Annotated in this window: 19 protein-coding genes; 12 read left to right on the top strand and 7 right to left on the bottom strand. The window is 46.2% G+C overall.

The window, feature by feature from the left end:
- Positions 1-145 precede the first annotated feature (145 nt).
- On the bottom strand, positions 146-613 hold the full coding sequence (locus ACMVP2_RS28120; protein ID WP_416866087.1) for a hypothetical protein: 468 nt from the start codon (positions 611-613) through the stop codon (positions 146-148).
- A gap of 137 nt (positions 614-750) precedes the next feature.
- On the opposite strand from ACMVP2_RS28120, the gene ACMVP2_RS28115 reads away from it, so the two are divergent.
- Positions 751-1,533 carry a head GIN domain-containing protein gene (locus tag ACMVP2_RS28115; RefSeq protein ID WP_416866086.1) on the top strand — a complete coding sequence of 261 codons (783 nt, stop codon included), beginning with the start codon at positions 751-753 and terminating at the stop codon, positions 1,531-1,533.
- 45 nt (positions 1,534-1,578) lie between these two features.
- Here the strand turns inward: ACMVP2_RS28115 and ACMVP2_RS28110 are convergent, their stop codons facing one another.
- Positions 1,579-2,193, bottom strand: coding sequence for a DUF2911 domain-containing protein (locus ACMVP2_RS28110; RefSeq protein WP_416866085.1), 615 nt, complete (start codon positions 2,191-2,193; stop codon positions 1,579-1,581).
- Positions 2,194-2,498: 305 nt separating this feature from the next.
- Between ACMVP2_RS28110 and ACMVP2_RS28105 the strand changes: the two genes are divergently transcribed.
- From ACMVP2_RS28105 to ACMVP2_RS28095, 3 genes are all read left to right on the top strand, one after another.
- Positions 2,499-2,759: a hypothetical protein gene (locus ACMVP2_RS28105; protein WP_317492186.1), complete on the top strand. Its 261-nt coding sequence runs from the start codon at positions 2,499-2,501 to the stop codon at positions 2,757-2,759.
- 57 nt (positions 2,760-2,816) lie between these two features.
- The gene (locus tag ACMVP2_RS28100; protein WP_416866084.1) at positions 2,817-3,491 is read left to right on the top strand and encodes an FKBP-type peptidyl-prolyl cis-trans isomerase; all 675 of its coding nucleotides are present in this window, start codon (positions 2,817-2,819) and stop codon (positions 3,489-3,491) included.
- Positions 3,492-3,732: 241 nt separating this feature from the next.
- Entirely contained in the window at positions 3,733-3,945 is a 213-nt protein-coding gene (locus tag ACMVP2_RS28095; RefSeq protein WP_317492184.1) for a hypothetical protein, read from the top strand.
- Between the two features lie 42 nt (positions 3,946-3,987).
- Here ACMVP2_RS28095 and ACMVP2_RS28090 read toward each other — a convergent pair whose 3' ends face one another.
- A complete protein-coding gene (locus ACMVP2_RS28090) occupies positions 3,988-6,213 on the bottom strand; it encodes a DUF5916 domain-containing protein (RefSeq protein WP_416866083.1) in 2,226 nt (741 codons plus the stop codon).
- Between the two features lie 120 nt (positions 6,214-6,333).
- Between ACMVP2_RS28090 and ACMVP2_RS28085 the strand changes: the two genes are divergently transcribed.
- Positions 6,334-7,545: a DEAD/DEAH box helicase gene (locus ACMVP2_RS28085; protein WP_416866082.1), complete on the top strand. Its 1,212-nt coding sequence runs from the start codon at positions 6,334-6,336 to the stop codon at positions 7,543-7,545.
- Positions 7,546-7,547: 2 nt separating this feature from the next.
- Here the strand turns inward: ACMVP2_RS28085 and ACMVP2_RS28080 are convergent, their stop codons facing one another.
- A complete protein-coding gene (locus tag ACMVP2_RS28080; RefSeq protein WP_317492180.1) occupies positions 7,548-7,931 on the bottom strand; it encodes a DUF3127 domain-containing protein in 384 nt (127 codons plus the stop codon).
- A 331-nt stretch (positions 7,932-8,262) separates the two neighbouring features.
- On the opposite strand from ACMVP2_RS28080, the gene ACMVP2_RS28075 reads away from it, so the two are divergent.
- The 5 genes from ACMVP2_RS28075 (at position 8,263) to ACMVP2_RS28055 (ending at position 11,014) form a co-directional block, all read left to right on the top strand.
- Positions 8,263-8,640 carry an arsenate reductase family protein gene (locus ACMVP2_RS28075; RefSeq protein WP_416866081.1) on the top strand — a complete coding sequence of 126 codons (378 nt, stop codon included), beginning with the start codon at positions 8,263-8,265 and terminating at the stop codon, positions 8,638-8,640.
- 81 nt (positions 8,641-8,721) lie between these two features.
- Positions 8,722-8,871: a hypothetical protein gene (locus ACMVP2_RS28070; protein ID WP_339791600.1), complete on the top strand. Its 150-nt coding sequence runs from the start codon at positions 8,722-8,724 to the stop codon at positions 8,869-8,871.
- Complete coding sequence (locus tag ACMVP2_RS28065; RefSeq protein ID WP_416866080.1) at positions 8,861-9,343, top strand: DUF2452 domain-containing protein; 483 nt, start codon at positions 8,861-8,863, stop codon at positions 9,341-9,343. The genes ACMVP2_RS28070 and ACMVP2_RS28065 overlap by 11 nt, the downstream gene beginning before the upstream one ends.
- 139 nt (positions 9,344-9,482) lie before the next feature.
- Positions 9,483-10,289: a hypothetical protein gene (locus ACMVP2_RS28060; protein WP_416866079.1), complete on the top strand. Its 807-nt coding sequence runs from the start codon at positions 9,483-9,485 to the stop codon at positions 10,287-10,289.
- A 47-nt stretch (positions 10,290-10,336) separates the two neighbouring features.
- Positions 10,337-11,014 carry a DUF7255 family protein gene (locus tag ACMVP2_RS28055; protein WP_416866078.1) on the top strand — a complete coding sequence of 226 codons (678 nt, stop codon included), beginning with the start codon at positions 10,337-10,339 and terminating at the stop codon, positions 11,012-11,014.
- Here the strand turns inward: ACMVP2_RS28055 and ACMVP2_RS28050 are convergent.
- The gene (locus ACMVP2_RS28050; RefSeq protein WP_350129043.1) at positions 10,982-11,611 is read right to left on the bottom strand and encodes a deoxynucleoside kinase; all 630 of its coding nucleotides are present in this window, start codon (positions 11,609-11,611) and stop codon (positions 10,982-10,984) included. The genes ACMVP2_RS28055 and ACMVP2_RS28050 overlap by 33 nt on opposite strands.
- A 102-nt stretch (positions 11,612-11,713) precedes the next feature.
- Positions 11,714-12,673 (bottom strand): ROK family protein, encoded by a 960-nt coding sequence (locus ACMVP2_RS28045; RefSeq protein ID WP_339794672.1) that lies wholly within the window; start codon positions 12,671-12,673, stop codon positions 11,714-11,716.
- Between the two features lie 122 nt (positions 12,674-12,795).
- Between ACMVP2_RS28045 and ACMVP2_RS28040 the strand changes: the two genes are divergently transcribed.
- Positions 12,796-13,764, top strand: a complete 969-nt coding sequence (locus ACMVP2_RS28040; protein WP_416866077.1) for a YheT family hydrolase — start codon at positions 12,796-12,798, stop codon at positions 13,762-13,764.
- Positions 13,765-13,974: 210 nt separating this feature from the next.
- Entirely contained in the window at positions 13,975-14,148 is a 174-nt protein-coding gene (locus ACMVP2_RS28035; protein WP_416866076.1) for a hypothetical protein, read from the top strand.
- Between the two features lie 34 nt (positions 14,149-14,182).
- On the opposite strand, the gene ACMVP2_RS28030 is transcribed toward ACMVP2_RS28035, so the two are convergent.
- A complete protein-coding gene (locus ACMVP2_RS28030; protein WP_416866075.1) occupies positions 14,183-15,103 on the bottom strand; it encodes a sugar phosphate isomerase/epimerase family protein in 921 nt (306 codons plus the stop codon).
- Positions 15,104-15,188: the final 85 nt, after the last annotated feature.

Raw genomic sequence — 15,188 nt, 5'->3', positions numbered from 1 at the left:
ATTTCCAGGTGAGTCCTAATGAAAGGCGGCACCGAATATACAATTTTGACTTTGAAATTGGCAGTGGAAACAGCGTTATGGATACTTTTATGGGGCGAAGGCTGTTTTCAATCGTTTGAAACCGGAAAAATTTTATCCGGCAAAATCACGTTAAGTCGGTAATGACAAAATGCTGTCCCCTGAATTCGTATTTGTCGCCTTTTTTCAGTCCGGCAATCGCATCATAAATGGGAGACTGTGTAGAAATGACAAAGATATCCTGCGAGTCAAAGGTGATTTTGCCGATGCTTCCGGCAATCAGGAAGATTTGCTTGTCAGTAACGACCAGCGCACCCTGGCCAATTTGACTAAACACCGCATTTGGATTGATTCTTTTGAGACCAGCTAAAAGCTCACTACTTTCTGCCAGCTTGTTGTTGTACATGCTTCGTTCTTGTTGCATCTGCTCTCTGAACGAATCCTGGCTGTCTTCCGAACTGCCACTTTCGCTCAGCGCACTTTCAATGGCAGCCTCAATGGCTTCTTTCAAGCTGGCTATTTGCTGTTCCTGGCGCTGAACGCATTGTTCCAGTACCGCCCTTTTGAACTTCGCTAAATCTGGTGTTTTCGTCATGCTTATTGAAAAAAGAATCGCAAATGTAAATGAAAAAAAGACAATAGTGCGAGAATAATATTCATACTACGGCAACCTTATTCCGTTGAATAACGACTATAGGGGAGCAACTGATAAAAATTACGCAATTAACTGTTATGAAAACCGTATTGACACATTGGACTCTGGTAGCTGTTTTAGTTTTTGGCATCGCCAGCCAGGGATGTAGTATCGTAGATGGCCCTTGTGAGAAGGGTAAAGGTGATATCGTGCGAAGAGACCTCGACATAGAAGCGTTTACAGGCATAAACATGACCATGGCGGGCAACGTAACCATAGAAAGAGGGGAGACGCTGAGCGTAGAGATTGAGGGGCAGCCCAACATTCTCGACCTCATCAGTACCGATGTGGAAGATGGACAATGGACGATATATCCCCGAAGCTGTGTCTCCAATCACAAAGACTTTTCGGTGTTTATCACTCTACCGGAGCTTGAAAACATTACCCTGACTGGTTCGGGTAGCATCACAACGCTGGACTCGTTCGACGACGACGTTGATGTTTTATTATCGGGCTCGGGCAAGATAACCTATGCAGGGCAGGGAGAGAAGGCAAATGTGGCACTAACAGGCTCTGGTAAAATCACTTTTACAGGAGATTTTACTAATGTCACGGTTTCTCACTCTGGCTCGGGCAGTGTTTTGTTAAGCGGAGCAGCTGATTTCCTGAAAGTGAATTGTTCAGGATCGGGTGGTATTGACGCTTATGAATTGGCAGCCGCAAAAGCGCAGGTAGTTAACTCGGGCAGCGGGTCATCCAAAGTGCAGGTGACCGATGAACTTGAAGCGATTGTGTCCGGCAGTGGATCTATTTTTTACCGAGGCGATGCCACTGTTGATGAGACCGACAATGGCTCAGGGTCGATTATCAACGACAATTAAGAGAGAATGGGCGGTTCAATTAGTAGCACCGCCCGATTTTTGTTTTTAGCTATTCGGAGCAGGTGCCACAGCAAAACTGAACACAAGTTTTTCCCAGTGATAATTCACTGTGCCGTCGGATGAAACTTTGAATTCAAGCCTTTCTTTGAAATCGTCCACCTTCGATGGCGTGACAGTAACCCTTAGGGCATCTTTAGACTCTTTGTAATCGTAGGCGCCCCATTGCTCGGCCTCTTTGTTGAAAATAAGTGTCCAGTCAGTCTCTGTTGGAATACTGAACAAACTGTATTGGCCAGCGGGCAGCAGCTCTCCATTTATCAGGACGTCCTTGTCGACTGAAAATACAGTGGCTTCATTGGCTCCCGTTCTGTCCACCTTGCCGTAAGGAACCAGCTCACCCCAAATGGTTCTGCCTTTCACGGCTGGTGCGCTATAGTCGATAGTTACGTTGACTCCACTTACATTGGCAGTTGTTGATGCCGGAGGGCTCGGTCTTTGCGATTTGTCGTCTTCGGCATCATCTTCCGTTTCCACAATGGTTTCTGAGTCCGAAAATTCGCTTTTAGAAGAAGAGGAACAACTTGCGAACGTTAGTCCGCAAAGTACAAGTAATCCAATAGCGCTCAACTTAGTCAAAAGGTTAGAATCTGGCGTTTTCATAAGATATTATTATAATTATTTCAAGTTCGTAAATAAACAAAATTCTTACTTCATTCTACCATGGGATGGGTTTAACGGCGATATTAACTGATTCGTTGTAACGAGTAACATTATTTGCTGTCAAAACTGCAAACCTACTCTTTCAATATCAATAGTGGCTCAACTAACTCTTTAAAAATGAACACTTTATTGTCCTGAAATCGTTCATTTTCATTTTGGGCCAATCAACCAAATAATTGATAATCAGTAATTTAGTATACAGGTATGTTTTTTGATGTATACCTGATGCAAATGAAACATATTATATGGCAGTTATTGGTATAGAGATTCCCCGCACTTTAGAAGAGCAGGAGATCGAAGTTGAAGTAAGAATCAACGGAATCAAAAAGCAGTATCACTACAGGGTCGAGATTTTTTATTGGGAGGAATGCGAATTTCCAACCCATGACCGGGTAGAATGTATCAAGCGACTCATTAGCGGATACAACCCTGAATGGGATTTGGCCCACATCGGCATCCCGACCGACGATTTCATTCCTATCACCTTCAGGAAGAAGAGGAAATAAATTATTGATTTTTATTTCTAGGCGCCTGTTCTTTGCTTTCTTTTTAACGAAAGCAATATGAAAGATATTTGTCGGAAGTTTCTGGTAGCGGTGATTTTTTTGGGTTTAGTATCAGAAGGTTATGCGCAGTGCACTGAGTGTGAATCGAAATTGGCCTATGTGGCAGACTTCTGTTTCACGGACAGTAAGTTTGCAGGCCTATGCGTTCAGTTTTCGGAAACGCAGCCAAACTTCCTCATTCAAAACGGAAAGAAGGGAAAATACATCCCATCGGTCAATAAAGCCACAGAGGAGTACCTCATTTCTCTGGCTGCCGATTCTAAGTTAAAGCTGTCAGCTTTGGAGATACTCTTTCTTCAGAAGGCACTGTCGGGATGGGAAATAGAAAGAAGAAATTTTGGCTATACCTATAGAGACAGCGGCCTCGGGGTAAAGATGCTTGAAGAAGGTACTGGTGACTTGCCTAATGTAGGCGACAGAGTCACTGTTCATTATACCGGCTACCTTGAGGACGGGACAAAGTTTGATAGCTCGGTTGACAGGGGCAAGCCCTTTAGCTTTGTGCTTGGTACCGGGCAGGTCATCAAGGGGTGGGACGAAGGCATAGGGCTGCTGAAGAAGGGCTCCAGGGCTTACATCCGGGTGCCGGCCAACCTTGGTTACGGAAGCATGGCCCGTGGCCAAATCCCTGCCAATGCCACTTTGGTTTTTGAGGTCGAACTCATCGAATAAGCCAGTTTCATTTCACCGTTTCCCGAGGCCAGGCGAGACCTTCGATATTTTTTTAATACAAAGTTGTAATCTTTTCGATCTGCAAGAGTACTAATACAAAGCGTTCGATACTGTGATCAAAAACTGTACACTATTGGTCACTAAGTAGTAGAATGAAAATGTAACTACCTGTAAAATAGGTTTTTATATAATTGGCATCAACTTTGTATTACAACTAGTCATGCAACAGGCAAGAAACAAAATGAGCACTACATTAATTACCCTCGGGGTGATAGTGGCTCTGCTTGCTGTTTTGTTAACCCCTGGTTTCCTTGATCTTTCATCTCTGGTGATGTTTCCAAATGAGCTTCCTCAGGATCAGCCTTTGGTAAGCCAATCCACCCTTCAGGAAGTGGGCAGCCAGTCGGTTGAAGCTGTTTCTTCCTTCCTCAAAAAGGTAAGCCTTTCTCAGTAAATCCCAGCCACTTTTGGGCTGGACACCATAGCCTTTTCAGCTTTAAAGGTTGAGCCAGTAGGTCGCTTTGAAAATTAGTGAGCGGTTTCGTGAGTAAAATGTTTCTGGCAGGTAATTCTCTGTGTAAACGAGGAAAATGTCGGACACAGGTTTGAAGCGCCACTGAAGCCGCGCATTAACGTTGATGTTGTCAATCTGGTTGTTGTATTGGAAGTAGGTGGTCAGAAAAAATGACTTACTGAGCGTAACATCAAACTTTGGCCCGATCAGGAGGAGGTTGGCATCGTTGTAAGGATAGGGCAGCCGCAGCCGATTGATATTTGTGACCAGCGAAACTACCCCATAGGGTTGTATCCTGTATCCAATTTCCGAGTCAAGGTTCACTCGTGTTCCGTTGAAATAGCCGCCAGACCTCGTATTGAGGCTATAGAACAGTTTTTTTCTTGCGTCAGAGTCATAGTTGGCTATAACTGAATAGTAACCGTACTCAGAGCCTTCTGGTAGCTCAATGCCGCCTGTATTTGTCGGGTCGAAAGAGAAATACAAGAACACATAATCATGCCTGAGCCGCATATTGAACATTGAGGTGTTTTTGAACTGTATCCGGTACATCAGGTTGATGTCCCTATCGGTGGTGCCATATGTATCGTTCCAAATATTGTCGGTATCAAAGCCGGGCCCATGCCTGTTGACAATGGTTGAGTTTGGGTAGAAGTTGTACCAAATACTTTGCGATGCTCGGTTGTAACCGTTTCTGCGGGCAAAACCGGTTTCAGGATCATAATTAGCGCCTATGGATTGTAGCCTTCCTGAAATTTCCCAGCGGAGTGAATTGTATTCTATTTCGGAAGACAGTGCAAAGGCATCATTGAGGCCTTCATTGCTAAAGGTTCGATGAGCGAAGAACTTACCATTCCATTTGTTGTTGGCTGAAGCAAGGTTGTAGTCAATTCCCAGCACTCTGTTGTAGGTGCGTATGCTATCGCTGCCGTCAGCCGCTTGCAAAGGCCCCGTGGGGTCTTTGTTCACGAAAATCATCCCCACATTGGAGCGGGTAAATAGTTTGCGCTGAAAACTGGCTACAGAGTAGTTGGTAGAGGGGAGCCCCAGTGACTCGTCTTTGGCGGCCAGCATGTCCAGCAGCCCCACCCGCCAGTTGTTGTTAATCTTGCCGCTAAGGCGGGCACCTGCGTGAATTTTGTTTTGCAGATTTTGCCCGGTGCTCTCGTCTCTCGTTACGCCAATGCGACGGGAAAAAAACGGCCGGAGGTTCTGAGTGCCAAAGTCGGCAAAGAGATCGGCGTTTTCGAGAAAGAACTGCCTTTTCTCAGGATAGAAAATTTCAAATCGGTCTAGGTTGGTAACCTGATCGTCGACTTCAACCTGGGAAAAGTCGGGATTGAAAGTCAGGTCCAGGTTGAGCGATGGGCCAATACCTATTTTTGCATCTCCTCCAAAGTCAGCTGATTTGGCTGGCGACAAGCCTTCTTCCTGGTCGTGTTCATATGCTGCCGCTACAAAGGGAATAAGTGAGATGTTGGCCCCCGGTTTTTTGAGTGGTTTATCAAAAACCACTTCCCGGTTAAATGCTAGCGTGATGAGGCTGAAGTTTCGTGGTATGCGAGCCCATGATGATCGTTCGCCATTTTCACTATCGATCCGGTAGAAGTTCATGTTCCACTTTTGTGAGTTCTCCTTGAACCGGATGGTTTTGAACGGAATGGCCAGCTCTGCTATCCAGTAGCCCTCATACTGCACGGCCTTCGTGTACCACTTGTTATCCCACGACAGACTGAGGTTTTGCCCGCCTCCGGAGCCGCCATTGGCAATAAGACCTTCTCTTTGGACTCCAAACGGGTTAACACCGAACTGAAATGAATTGGTTTTGTCCTGAAATGGATCCAAAATAAGCGTGATCCCATCATTGGCTTCTCCCCGGTAATCTCTTCTTAAGGAAGGGGTCACATACTTTCGGTCTTTCGCCTGGTTGTACATTTTGGCACCCATGTACAGAAACTCGTCGTCGTAAGTAATCCTGATTTCAGTTTGCGAATTGGCGAGAGAAGTGTCGTAAGGGAAGTACTGCATAAAGTCTCCAGCGACTTCTGCACTTTCCCAATCTGCCTCATTCAGAGCACCATCCAAAATTATTTTTCCCTTTGCCTTCTGTATATGTAACGATGGAAGTGTATTTTGTGCCTTCGTTAGTTGAATAGAAATACCGTAAGCAAAAATGGTCAGTGTTGTTAGTAGTAAAATTCCTCTCATGTAGTCCTCCTAACCCCGAATATAGAAGGATGCTTCAAACACTTCGTTTTCGTAATTGATGAATGGTATCAAAGTTTGATGATAGAAAGGAAAGCACAATAAAAACGTAAAGACTCAAAAGTGGATTTTAAAGAATTAGAGATTTCTCCTGAGCTCAAGGATGCTGTACAAGCGATGGGCTTTGAGAAAATGACTCCGGTACAGGAGCAAGCCATCCCTGTGATTTTATCTGGAAGAGACATCATCGCCTGCGCACAAACGGGAACTGGAAAGACGGGCGCCTACCTGATTCCGGTCATTAATGACAATCAGAAGAATGCTGACGGAAAGATCAAGACGCTGATACTGGCACCGACAAGGGAACTGGCTATTCAAATCGATCAGCAGATAAATGGACTGAGCTACTTCGCCGGAGTGAGTTCCTTTGCCGTTTACGGTGGCTCTGACAGCTCGAGCTGGGATTCGCAGAAAAAGGCTTTGCAGGAAGGTGCTGATATTATTGTGGCCACGCCCGGCAGGATTATCACACACATGAGTTTTGACTATGCCGACTTCAGCAACCTCCGTCACCTAATCCTTGATGAGGCAGACAGGATGCTGGACATGGGTTTCATTGATGACCTGATAAAGATCGTTAACATGCTTCCGGCTAAACGCCAGAACCTGATGTTCTCTGCCACTATGCCTCCAAAGATCAGGACACTCACGGCCCAAATGCTGAACAACCCGGTGGAGATAAGCATAGCTATTTCGAAGCCAGCCGAGAAGATTTTTCAGGCTGCTTTCTCGGTCTACAATCCTCAGAAGAATTTGCTACTTAGCCACATACTGGACGCCAGACAGCTGCCCCGGATCCTGATATTCTGCTCACGGAAAACTACTGTGAAAGAGCTGGACAGACAGCTGCGAAAAGACGGCAGAAAGGTGGAGTCGATTCACTCGGATCTTGAGCAAAATGAAAGGGAGTCGGGCCTATTAAAATTCCGTAACAAGGAGATCAATATTCTTATTGCTACAGACGTGCTCAGCAGGGGTATTGACATAGAGAATATTAACCTTGTGATCAACTATGACGTACCCCAGGATCCGGAGGATTACGTGCACAGAATTGGCCGGACGGCGAGGGCAGAAACGGATGGCATTGCGTTCACCCTGGTGAATGAAGATGACCAGAGAAAGTTCAGCCGAATAGAGAATCTTATTGGCAAGAGCATACGCATGGTGAAGCTTCCGTCGTCGATAGGCGAGGGGCCGGTGTACGATGCCAAGCACCCCAAAAGTTCTCCAAGAGAAAGAGGAGGTGGGGGTGGCCGAAGGAAGGTAAGACGGTAACCTTAGAACGGGAGATCGTCGTCCTCAGAGGAGGCACTCAGCCATTCAGGTTCTTCTGCTGGTGGGGGTGCCTCGCCCGATGGAGAACTACCCGCTGAAGTCTGGGCGCCCACTGGCAAAATCCTCCATGCCTGAAGCGAATTAAAGTACTTTACTTCGCCCTTGGGATCGGTCCATTTTCTACCCTTCAAGTTAAAGTGTACTTCAATTTCCTGACCTGGCTGAAAGTCGTTGAGCAGGTCACACTTGTCCTGGATTAGCTCAAACTTAACGTACTCCGGATACTGGGGATTCTCCGCAAATTCCACAACAAATTCACGCTTTTTGAAAGAGGCTGTTACGTTAGTTGTTTCACTTTTCTCGAGAAGTTTTCCCTTGATATCCATAAGTTAGTCGTGTTTAGGCTTCAAAGGTAGCCACTATCTTCAATGAGGCCAATTTGAATCGAAAAAAATGGGCTTTGTCATTATGTCATGTATTAAAGCTTAAACTGTATTGGGATAGTATAGTGATTTAGTGGTGAGTGAATTAGATGTGTTTATTTAAAGTCATTTTTAGGAGATTTTTTTTTGATTTCTACTTACTAATCTCCCTTTGAGGAGGCGACCTTTCTCTGATTGTTTGACTAAAATCATCAGTTTACGGGCGCTTTTCTGATCTTCATCAAGTTTAATCATAATCCCACGCTGTAATTTCGGTTTCTGAATTACATGAACAATGGCAATGATAGAGGGCGGATCCAGCGAGATGATTTTTGTGTACAATAGCAAGCGTGATCTTGACAAGCAGGCGCTTGCCTATATCAGTGTTTTTTCTGACAAAATCATTAAGCTGGACGTTCAGTCGTCGACCCTGGAGCATTCATTTCTAGCTGACCTGTCAGGCAGACTTGGGGTTGGGTATCAGGACCTCGTAGATCATGAGTGCGAGCAGCTGAAGAGCCGGGAATACTACCTGCACCTTAGCACCCCGAAGCAGTACATCGACCTGATCGTGAAGCACCCCGATTACCTGAAAACCCCGGTGTTGATTTATGGCGACAAGGCGCATTTTATCTCAAAGGAAACTGACCTTCTACAGCTTTCATTTCTCTGAACCTTTCTGAATCTTTTTGTGAAGTTGACTAACTTTGAACATTAGTTGTTCGCAATAAGTTAATGGCAGCAAGAGTTGAAGATGAGTAAATCGAAGAAAATATTTCTAGTGGTAGCGGCTGTGTTTATGGTCATCATGATCATTATCGGGTGGGACATTTCGAGGCGGACAACCTTCCCGGGATCTAAGTCTCATCTCAGAAATGAAGTGGCTCCGGGAGATGAAAAATAGCACAAAAATGGAAGCGGGAAAGAAGATTGATATCGACAAGATTGACATGGAAAAGGAGGCTGAGAAAGTTGCTGCCAATCCGGGGATTCTTGCCTATCCACATCACGCCGGCAGTGCCCTGGTAAAGCCTGAGGACCGGGGCAAAATAAGGGGTAGATCGGTGGCTGCTATGTACGAGCAAACTGACCGGGAGCTCAACCAGATTTACGAGCAAATGCAGCTTCTCGCCAGGCAAGCAAAAGACATACAATCCAGAGTAGAAGTGTCGGAAAGAATCTACAAAGCTCAGGTTAGTTTTGAGCCCATCATCGGGAGGATTTACTATCTGTATTCCAGGGCCGATGGGGATGATGTGCTGTCGATGATTGCTCCGACGGAGTGGGGAAGAAGCCAGCCGTTTCAGCAATACATTTCAAAGGTAAAACTCTTGAGTGACCACACCTGGGAAATTTTGGAGTCTCATGTTGGCTAGTTTTTTTCGCTTGTTATAGGTAGCTGTGATATGTTTGTTGTTGTTTTGATGACCACCTTCAAGAGATGTTTTATGTCAGCCGGTGAGTTAACAAGTTGGCTGATATTTGAATAACCGGGGTGGTTAAAGCAAATGAACTATGACCACCTTGTTTAGACTTTTTTCTGCCGCCTTCTGCCTGTGCATGTTTGTGATTATGATATCGGGTTGCGGCGGCAAAGATGAAATGCCCGTCAACTGCTCAGTGTCCGGCCCGGCAATAAGTGTGGAGTCCACAGTAGCCCCTACCTGCAGCACTCCGGGAACTGTTACCGTCGCTGCTTCTGGTGGAACAGAGCCCCTCACCTTTAGCATCAATGGACTTGATTTCCATTCAAGCAGTGAATTTGCCGGCCTCGCCCCTGGAACGTATACTTTGACTGTAATGGACGCCAACGAGTGTACAGCTACTACCTCGGTTGGGTTGGCGGTGAAGAATGACTTAACGCTAAGTTTTACAGCAAGTGTAGCCGGTTGTGAGGGCTCAGAAGGCGCAGTCGAGTTGTCGGCTACAGGCGGTAGTGGCACATACTTATATAGCATCGACGGTGAAAATTTTGTAGAATCTTCGGTTTTTATCGGCCTGGCGAACGGAGAGTATTCAGTCGCCGTGAAGGACGGTTTTTGTGAGTTTCACACCAAAGCTATTGTGCCGTCCGGTTTAAGCTTCGATACGGCTATTTCTGCAATTATTAAAAATAAGTGCGCTATAGATGGTTGCCATGTCACAGGAAGTCAGTTTCCCGACATGACGAGCTTTAAAGGCATACAAGACAACGCAAGGCAAATTGGGCTGAGAGTAGGAAACAGAGGAATGCCTCCCATGCAGGAGGGAATTGCTCAGCTGGAAGAAGACGAGATCAACAAGATTGTTTGCTGGGTGACAGATGGAGCCCCAAATAATTAGGTTTGAAAAAGTAACTAGTTTTGTGTTGATCAAGAATAAATCTGTGCATGTCTAATATTGTAGTAAGGAGAATAGAGGCGTTTTTAGAAGGTGAGAAACTCTCACATGAGGCAGAGGTGCGACCTGCGAATCGGCAACGCCTGTGGAGAAGTGATTTTCGGCCACAAATAGAAGACATCTACAAAAAACTTGGAGGCCAACTTACTGGAGGTATTACTGAAATCGAAGTACCAGCTTACCCGATTGTGTTTGAAGGGAAGGTGATTGTTGGCAACGACGAGCTGGCCTACAACCGCTATGCCGCCGTTTGTCTTCGAGCGCCATTTTATTCAGACATTGATGGATTGAACGTGGAGGCGTCTCTTCGGTACTGTCGGCAGTTTGAAGTGGGTTGCAAGAAAGTTGGCCTTATTACCGGTGTTTGGAGCAACCCCGTCAGCAACAAGCATTTTGGGGAGGCATCCGATCCCGGGGATTTTTTTGGAAACGGAAGCTCTGGCTGGAAAATGCTTGCTTTTCAGAACATGTTAAGAGACATGCTGGCCAAGCTGGAGGGGTATGAAGTTTTGCACTTCTCTATTTACGACCAAATTATGTCGGGCGGAAAACTGCTGACGATAGGAGAGTTGATGAAATCTCCTTCAGGAGATCACTACGTGTCCTTCGTTAAGTATTTGAGAAGAAGGCTTGGCTTACCGGCTGTCGCCGCTGAAGAGCCCGTGTAATTCCAGGTCTATTTGGTTTACGACATAAGAAAAATCTTCCACTTTCGATACGAAGTCCAGGTTGTTTACATCAATCACAAGCAGCTTGCCGAGTTTGTAGCTGCCAATCCAATCTTCGTAGTGTTGGTTGAGGGTTTTCAGGTAGTCGATGCGTATGGCATTTTCAAACGACCTGCCTCTTTTCTCGATTTGTGAAACAAGCTTGCCAATGTCTGCTTTCAGGTAAATTAACAAGTCTGGGGGCTGCACATAAGTGATCATCAGCTCAAAAAGCTTGAGATAGCTCTCATAGTCTCTTTCCGAAAAATGCCCTGAGCTATACAAGCTCTTAGCGAATATGTAAGCATCCTCGTATATGGTGCGGTCTTGAACAATAGACACCCTGGAGTCTCTTAATTCGTTAACCTGCTTGAAACGGCTGTTCAAAAAATGTATTTGGACATGAAATGCCCACCTCTTCATATCGCTGTAAAAATCCTCGAGGTAGGGGTTTTCCTCCACGCTTTCAAGCTGCACTTTCCAGTTGTAGTGTTTACCAAGCTTCTCAGCAAGGGTCGTCTTTCCGGCTCCGATATTTCCGGATACTGCTATGTGCATTGGTGTCATATGCGTGCAAAAGTAAAGGGTTGGCAGGCACTCATAAAAACAAAAAGGCCGAAAATACTTCCGGCCCTTTTCTGTATGTGTAAGGATTCTTGTTTAAGGCGTTTCAAACTCTTTCCATACCAGTGCCGCAGCGCCAAGCACAGCGGCATTTTTATCCATAAGGCCAGAAGGAATGAGCTTTAATTTATTCTTGAAGACCGGGAACATGTTTTTCTCCATGTGCTCCAGCGTCGGTTTGAAGATGTAATCTCCAGCCTTTACCAGACCTCCAAAAAGGAAAATGGCTTCGGGACTGGTGTGCACCATGGTGTCGGCCAGTTTGATGCCGAGTATTCTGCCGGTGTACTCAAAGGCAGCAATGGCAATAGGATCCTTGCGCATAGCTGCCTGGGTAATGAACTCGGCGGTGAGATCATCGAAGGCGATAGCACGCAGTTCGCTTTTGTAGGTATAATCAGCCAGGAGCTTAAAAACTGTGCGTTTGATACCGGTAGCAGACACGTAGGTTTCGAGGCAGCCTTTTCTGCCGCAACCGCAGTATCGCCCGTTGGGGTTTACTATTACGTGTCCAAGCTCTCCGGCAAAGCCGTCGTGGCCATATACCAGCTGACCGTTAACAACGATGCCGCTTCCAAGGCCCGTACCCAACGTAATAACGATGAAGTCCTTCATGCCCTTGGCAGATCCATACACCATTTCGCCTATAGCAGCAGCGTTGGCGTCGTTGGTCATCACCATCGGGTACTTGAAGTATTTTTTGAAAATTTCTCCGAAAGGGACAATAGTTCCCCACCGGATGTTGGGGGCGTGTTCTATTGTTTGCTTATAATAGTTAGCGTTGGGAGCGCCAATGCCCACACCTTTTACGTCTACATCAGGGAAGTTTTTGAGGGCTCCCTGAACACTTTCCTGAAGGTCTTTAAAGAACTCGTTGACATCGCCTTCGGCTCTTGTTGGGATCGATTTTTGAAAAAGGGTCTCCCCATCTTTGTCCACTAAGCCAAACTTGGTGTTCGTACCGCCAATGTCAATACCGATGGCAATTTCTTTCATGAAAAGGGGTTGTTAGAGTTAAATTGCAAAGCAAATAGTTTTGAAAAATATGCAATGGAGGGTTCTTATAAAAACCTCTTCATGTATTTTTAAGCCGCAAACGATTTAGATGAGAATATTAGATGCCACTAATTTCCAAAAGCAGTTACAAGCGGCGCCCAGCTTACCTTTTTAACCCCCATCTGGAAACAGTTGTCCCCTCCGCTTTTAGAAAAGTTAAGGGTGTTACCTACGTCCGGGAAAGAGTGGAACTGGAGGACGGAGATTTCCTGGATGTGGACTGGTTGATGGGAGGTAATGACAGGTTGGTGGTGTTGACTCACGGGCTTGAAGGCAGTAGTCACAGGCCCTACATTACCGGGATGGCAAAGTACTTCGCAGCCAACGGCTGGGATGCGCTGGCATGGAACTGCCGGACCTGTGGCGGTGAAATGAACAGATTGCCCAGGCTGTATCACCACGGGGCCACCGAGGATCTTTCGGCTGCTGTAGAGCATGGTTTGAAATCGGGCCGGTACAGCAAACTGGGGTTGGTAGGATTCAGCATGGGAGGGAGCATGAGTCTGAAGTACCTGGGCGAAAGAGGGGAGCAGGTTAGGAAAGAGATAATAGGTGCTGCCACCTTTTCAGTTCCGTGCAATTTGTGGGACAGTGCTGTGCAGCTTACCAAGCGGAGTAATAGATTTTATAAAGATCGCTTTCTCAATAAACTCAAAGAAAAAATGAAGGAGAAGGCATTGAGGCATCCGGAGGTGGTAGATGCCACTGGTATCGACCTCATCACGACCTTCGATGAGTTTGATGATAGATACACCGCACCTCTGCATGGTTTTAGCAGCCGGGATGATTTCTATCTGAAGGCCACGTCAGATCAGTTTTACCCTGAATTGAAAAGACCTGCGCTAGTGGCCAACGCTTTGAATGATCCCATGCTGGGTGAGAAATGCTATCCCTATGAAATAGCCAGGGAGAGTGACTACTTGTATCTAGAAACCCCAAAAGTTGGCGGGCATGTTGGGTTTACGCAGACGGGCGATGCGATAAACTGGGCTGAGCGGAGGGCGTTAGAATTTTTGGAGGGGATCAGCTAGCAAATCGGAGGAGCGGGAACTAGTTCAGCATGGAAGGGTATCTATATCCAGGCCAAACGTGGCCCGGCGGACGCTTGAACTATTGGGAGCTACTTAAATCGAAGCGGGACGCTTTAACTATTGCGTGTCTGGGAACAAACTTTTACTTGTATACTATAGTTAATAAGGGATGCCTTTCAACATGACAATAGAAGAGATAAATAAAAAAAAGTGGGGAGACTTCGTGTTGTAAAAGATGTTAAGCTGAAGTTTCTTCGGGATCATATGACACATCTTGATGAGGCCTTTAAAGAACTCTCCGAGGCGCAAGATCAGGAACCTGATCTTGTGTATGCCAAAATCAAAGAAATTGAAGATAAGATGAACCGGCAAGGGCCAAAGTGAGTCCACGTTTTATCGTGGACTCTCCTTCCAATCTCTAGAGCGCAATGATTTTATCCATCAATTCGCTTATTTGTTGCAGGCGTTTTCTGTCGCCACCATTCACTTCGGCGCTCATCCAACCGCCTTTGTAATCGATGGATTCCAATGCCCGCATGACGGCCGGCCAATTGTTATCCCCTTCAAGCAGCTCTACGTCGAAGCCTTTCCAGATGCCCTCATCACTCTGCTTTTTCCGGCTGTACTCTTTCACGTCCAGCTTCATAATGCGGCGATTCAGCACTTTGATCCACTGCTCTGGCCAGCCATAACGTACTACGTTGCCTATGTCGAAATACCATCCTACCATTGGGTCGTTAAGCTCGTCAATAAAGCGGGCGGCTTCTATTGGGCTTAGCAGGAAGTTATTCCAGACATTTTCGATGGCAATCTTCACACCTGTTTCATGCGCCCATGGAATCATCTTTCTGATCTCATCCTGAGAGCGGCGGTAAGCATCGTCGTAGCTGGTTTCGCTATTGACTACGCCTGCCACAAGCAGTACCGTGGTGCCGCCGTAGTCTTTGCAATCCTGCAAGGCAGTTTTCATCGAATCGGCACAAGCCTGTCTAACTTTGGGGTCGGCATGGGACAGAGGGCTCTTCCAGTGAACAGAATTAACGACGCCTGGAATTACCAAGCCTGTCTTGTCCCTGGCAGCAAGCACTTGTTTCTTGTCAAGGTCGTTTGGGCTATCCAGCTCCACACCATCATAACCAAGGTCTTTCAGCATCTTGAATTTGTCCATGATGGACAGGTCTTCCTTTACCATGCCCCACTTGAGGCTCTTTTTGATGCTGACTTTGGCCAGTGCTTCTTTTTTCGGTGATGCAGACAACGGACTGATGGCTCCTGATCCCAGAATGGCTGCGGAGGCAATCGCTCCGGTAGATTTCTTGATAAATTCTTTTCTGTTCATAGTATTTGGATAGGTGGGGTATTGTGGAAAAAGAAAAACCTCCGAAGCTTGCCCTGCCCGAAACAGGCGAAAGACAAACCCCGGA

The organism is Imperialibacter sp., assembly GCF_048007035.1.
Taxonomy (GTDB): Bacteria; Bacteroidota; Bacteroidia; order Cytophagales; family Cyclobacteriaceae; genus Imperialibacter.
Note: the sequence above shows the minus strand (reverse complement) of the source record. Positions and strands in the feature narration are given on the sequence as shown.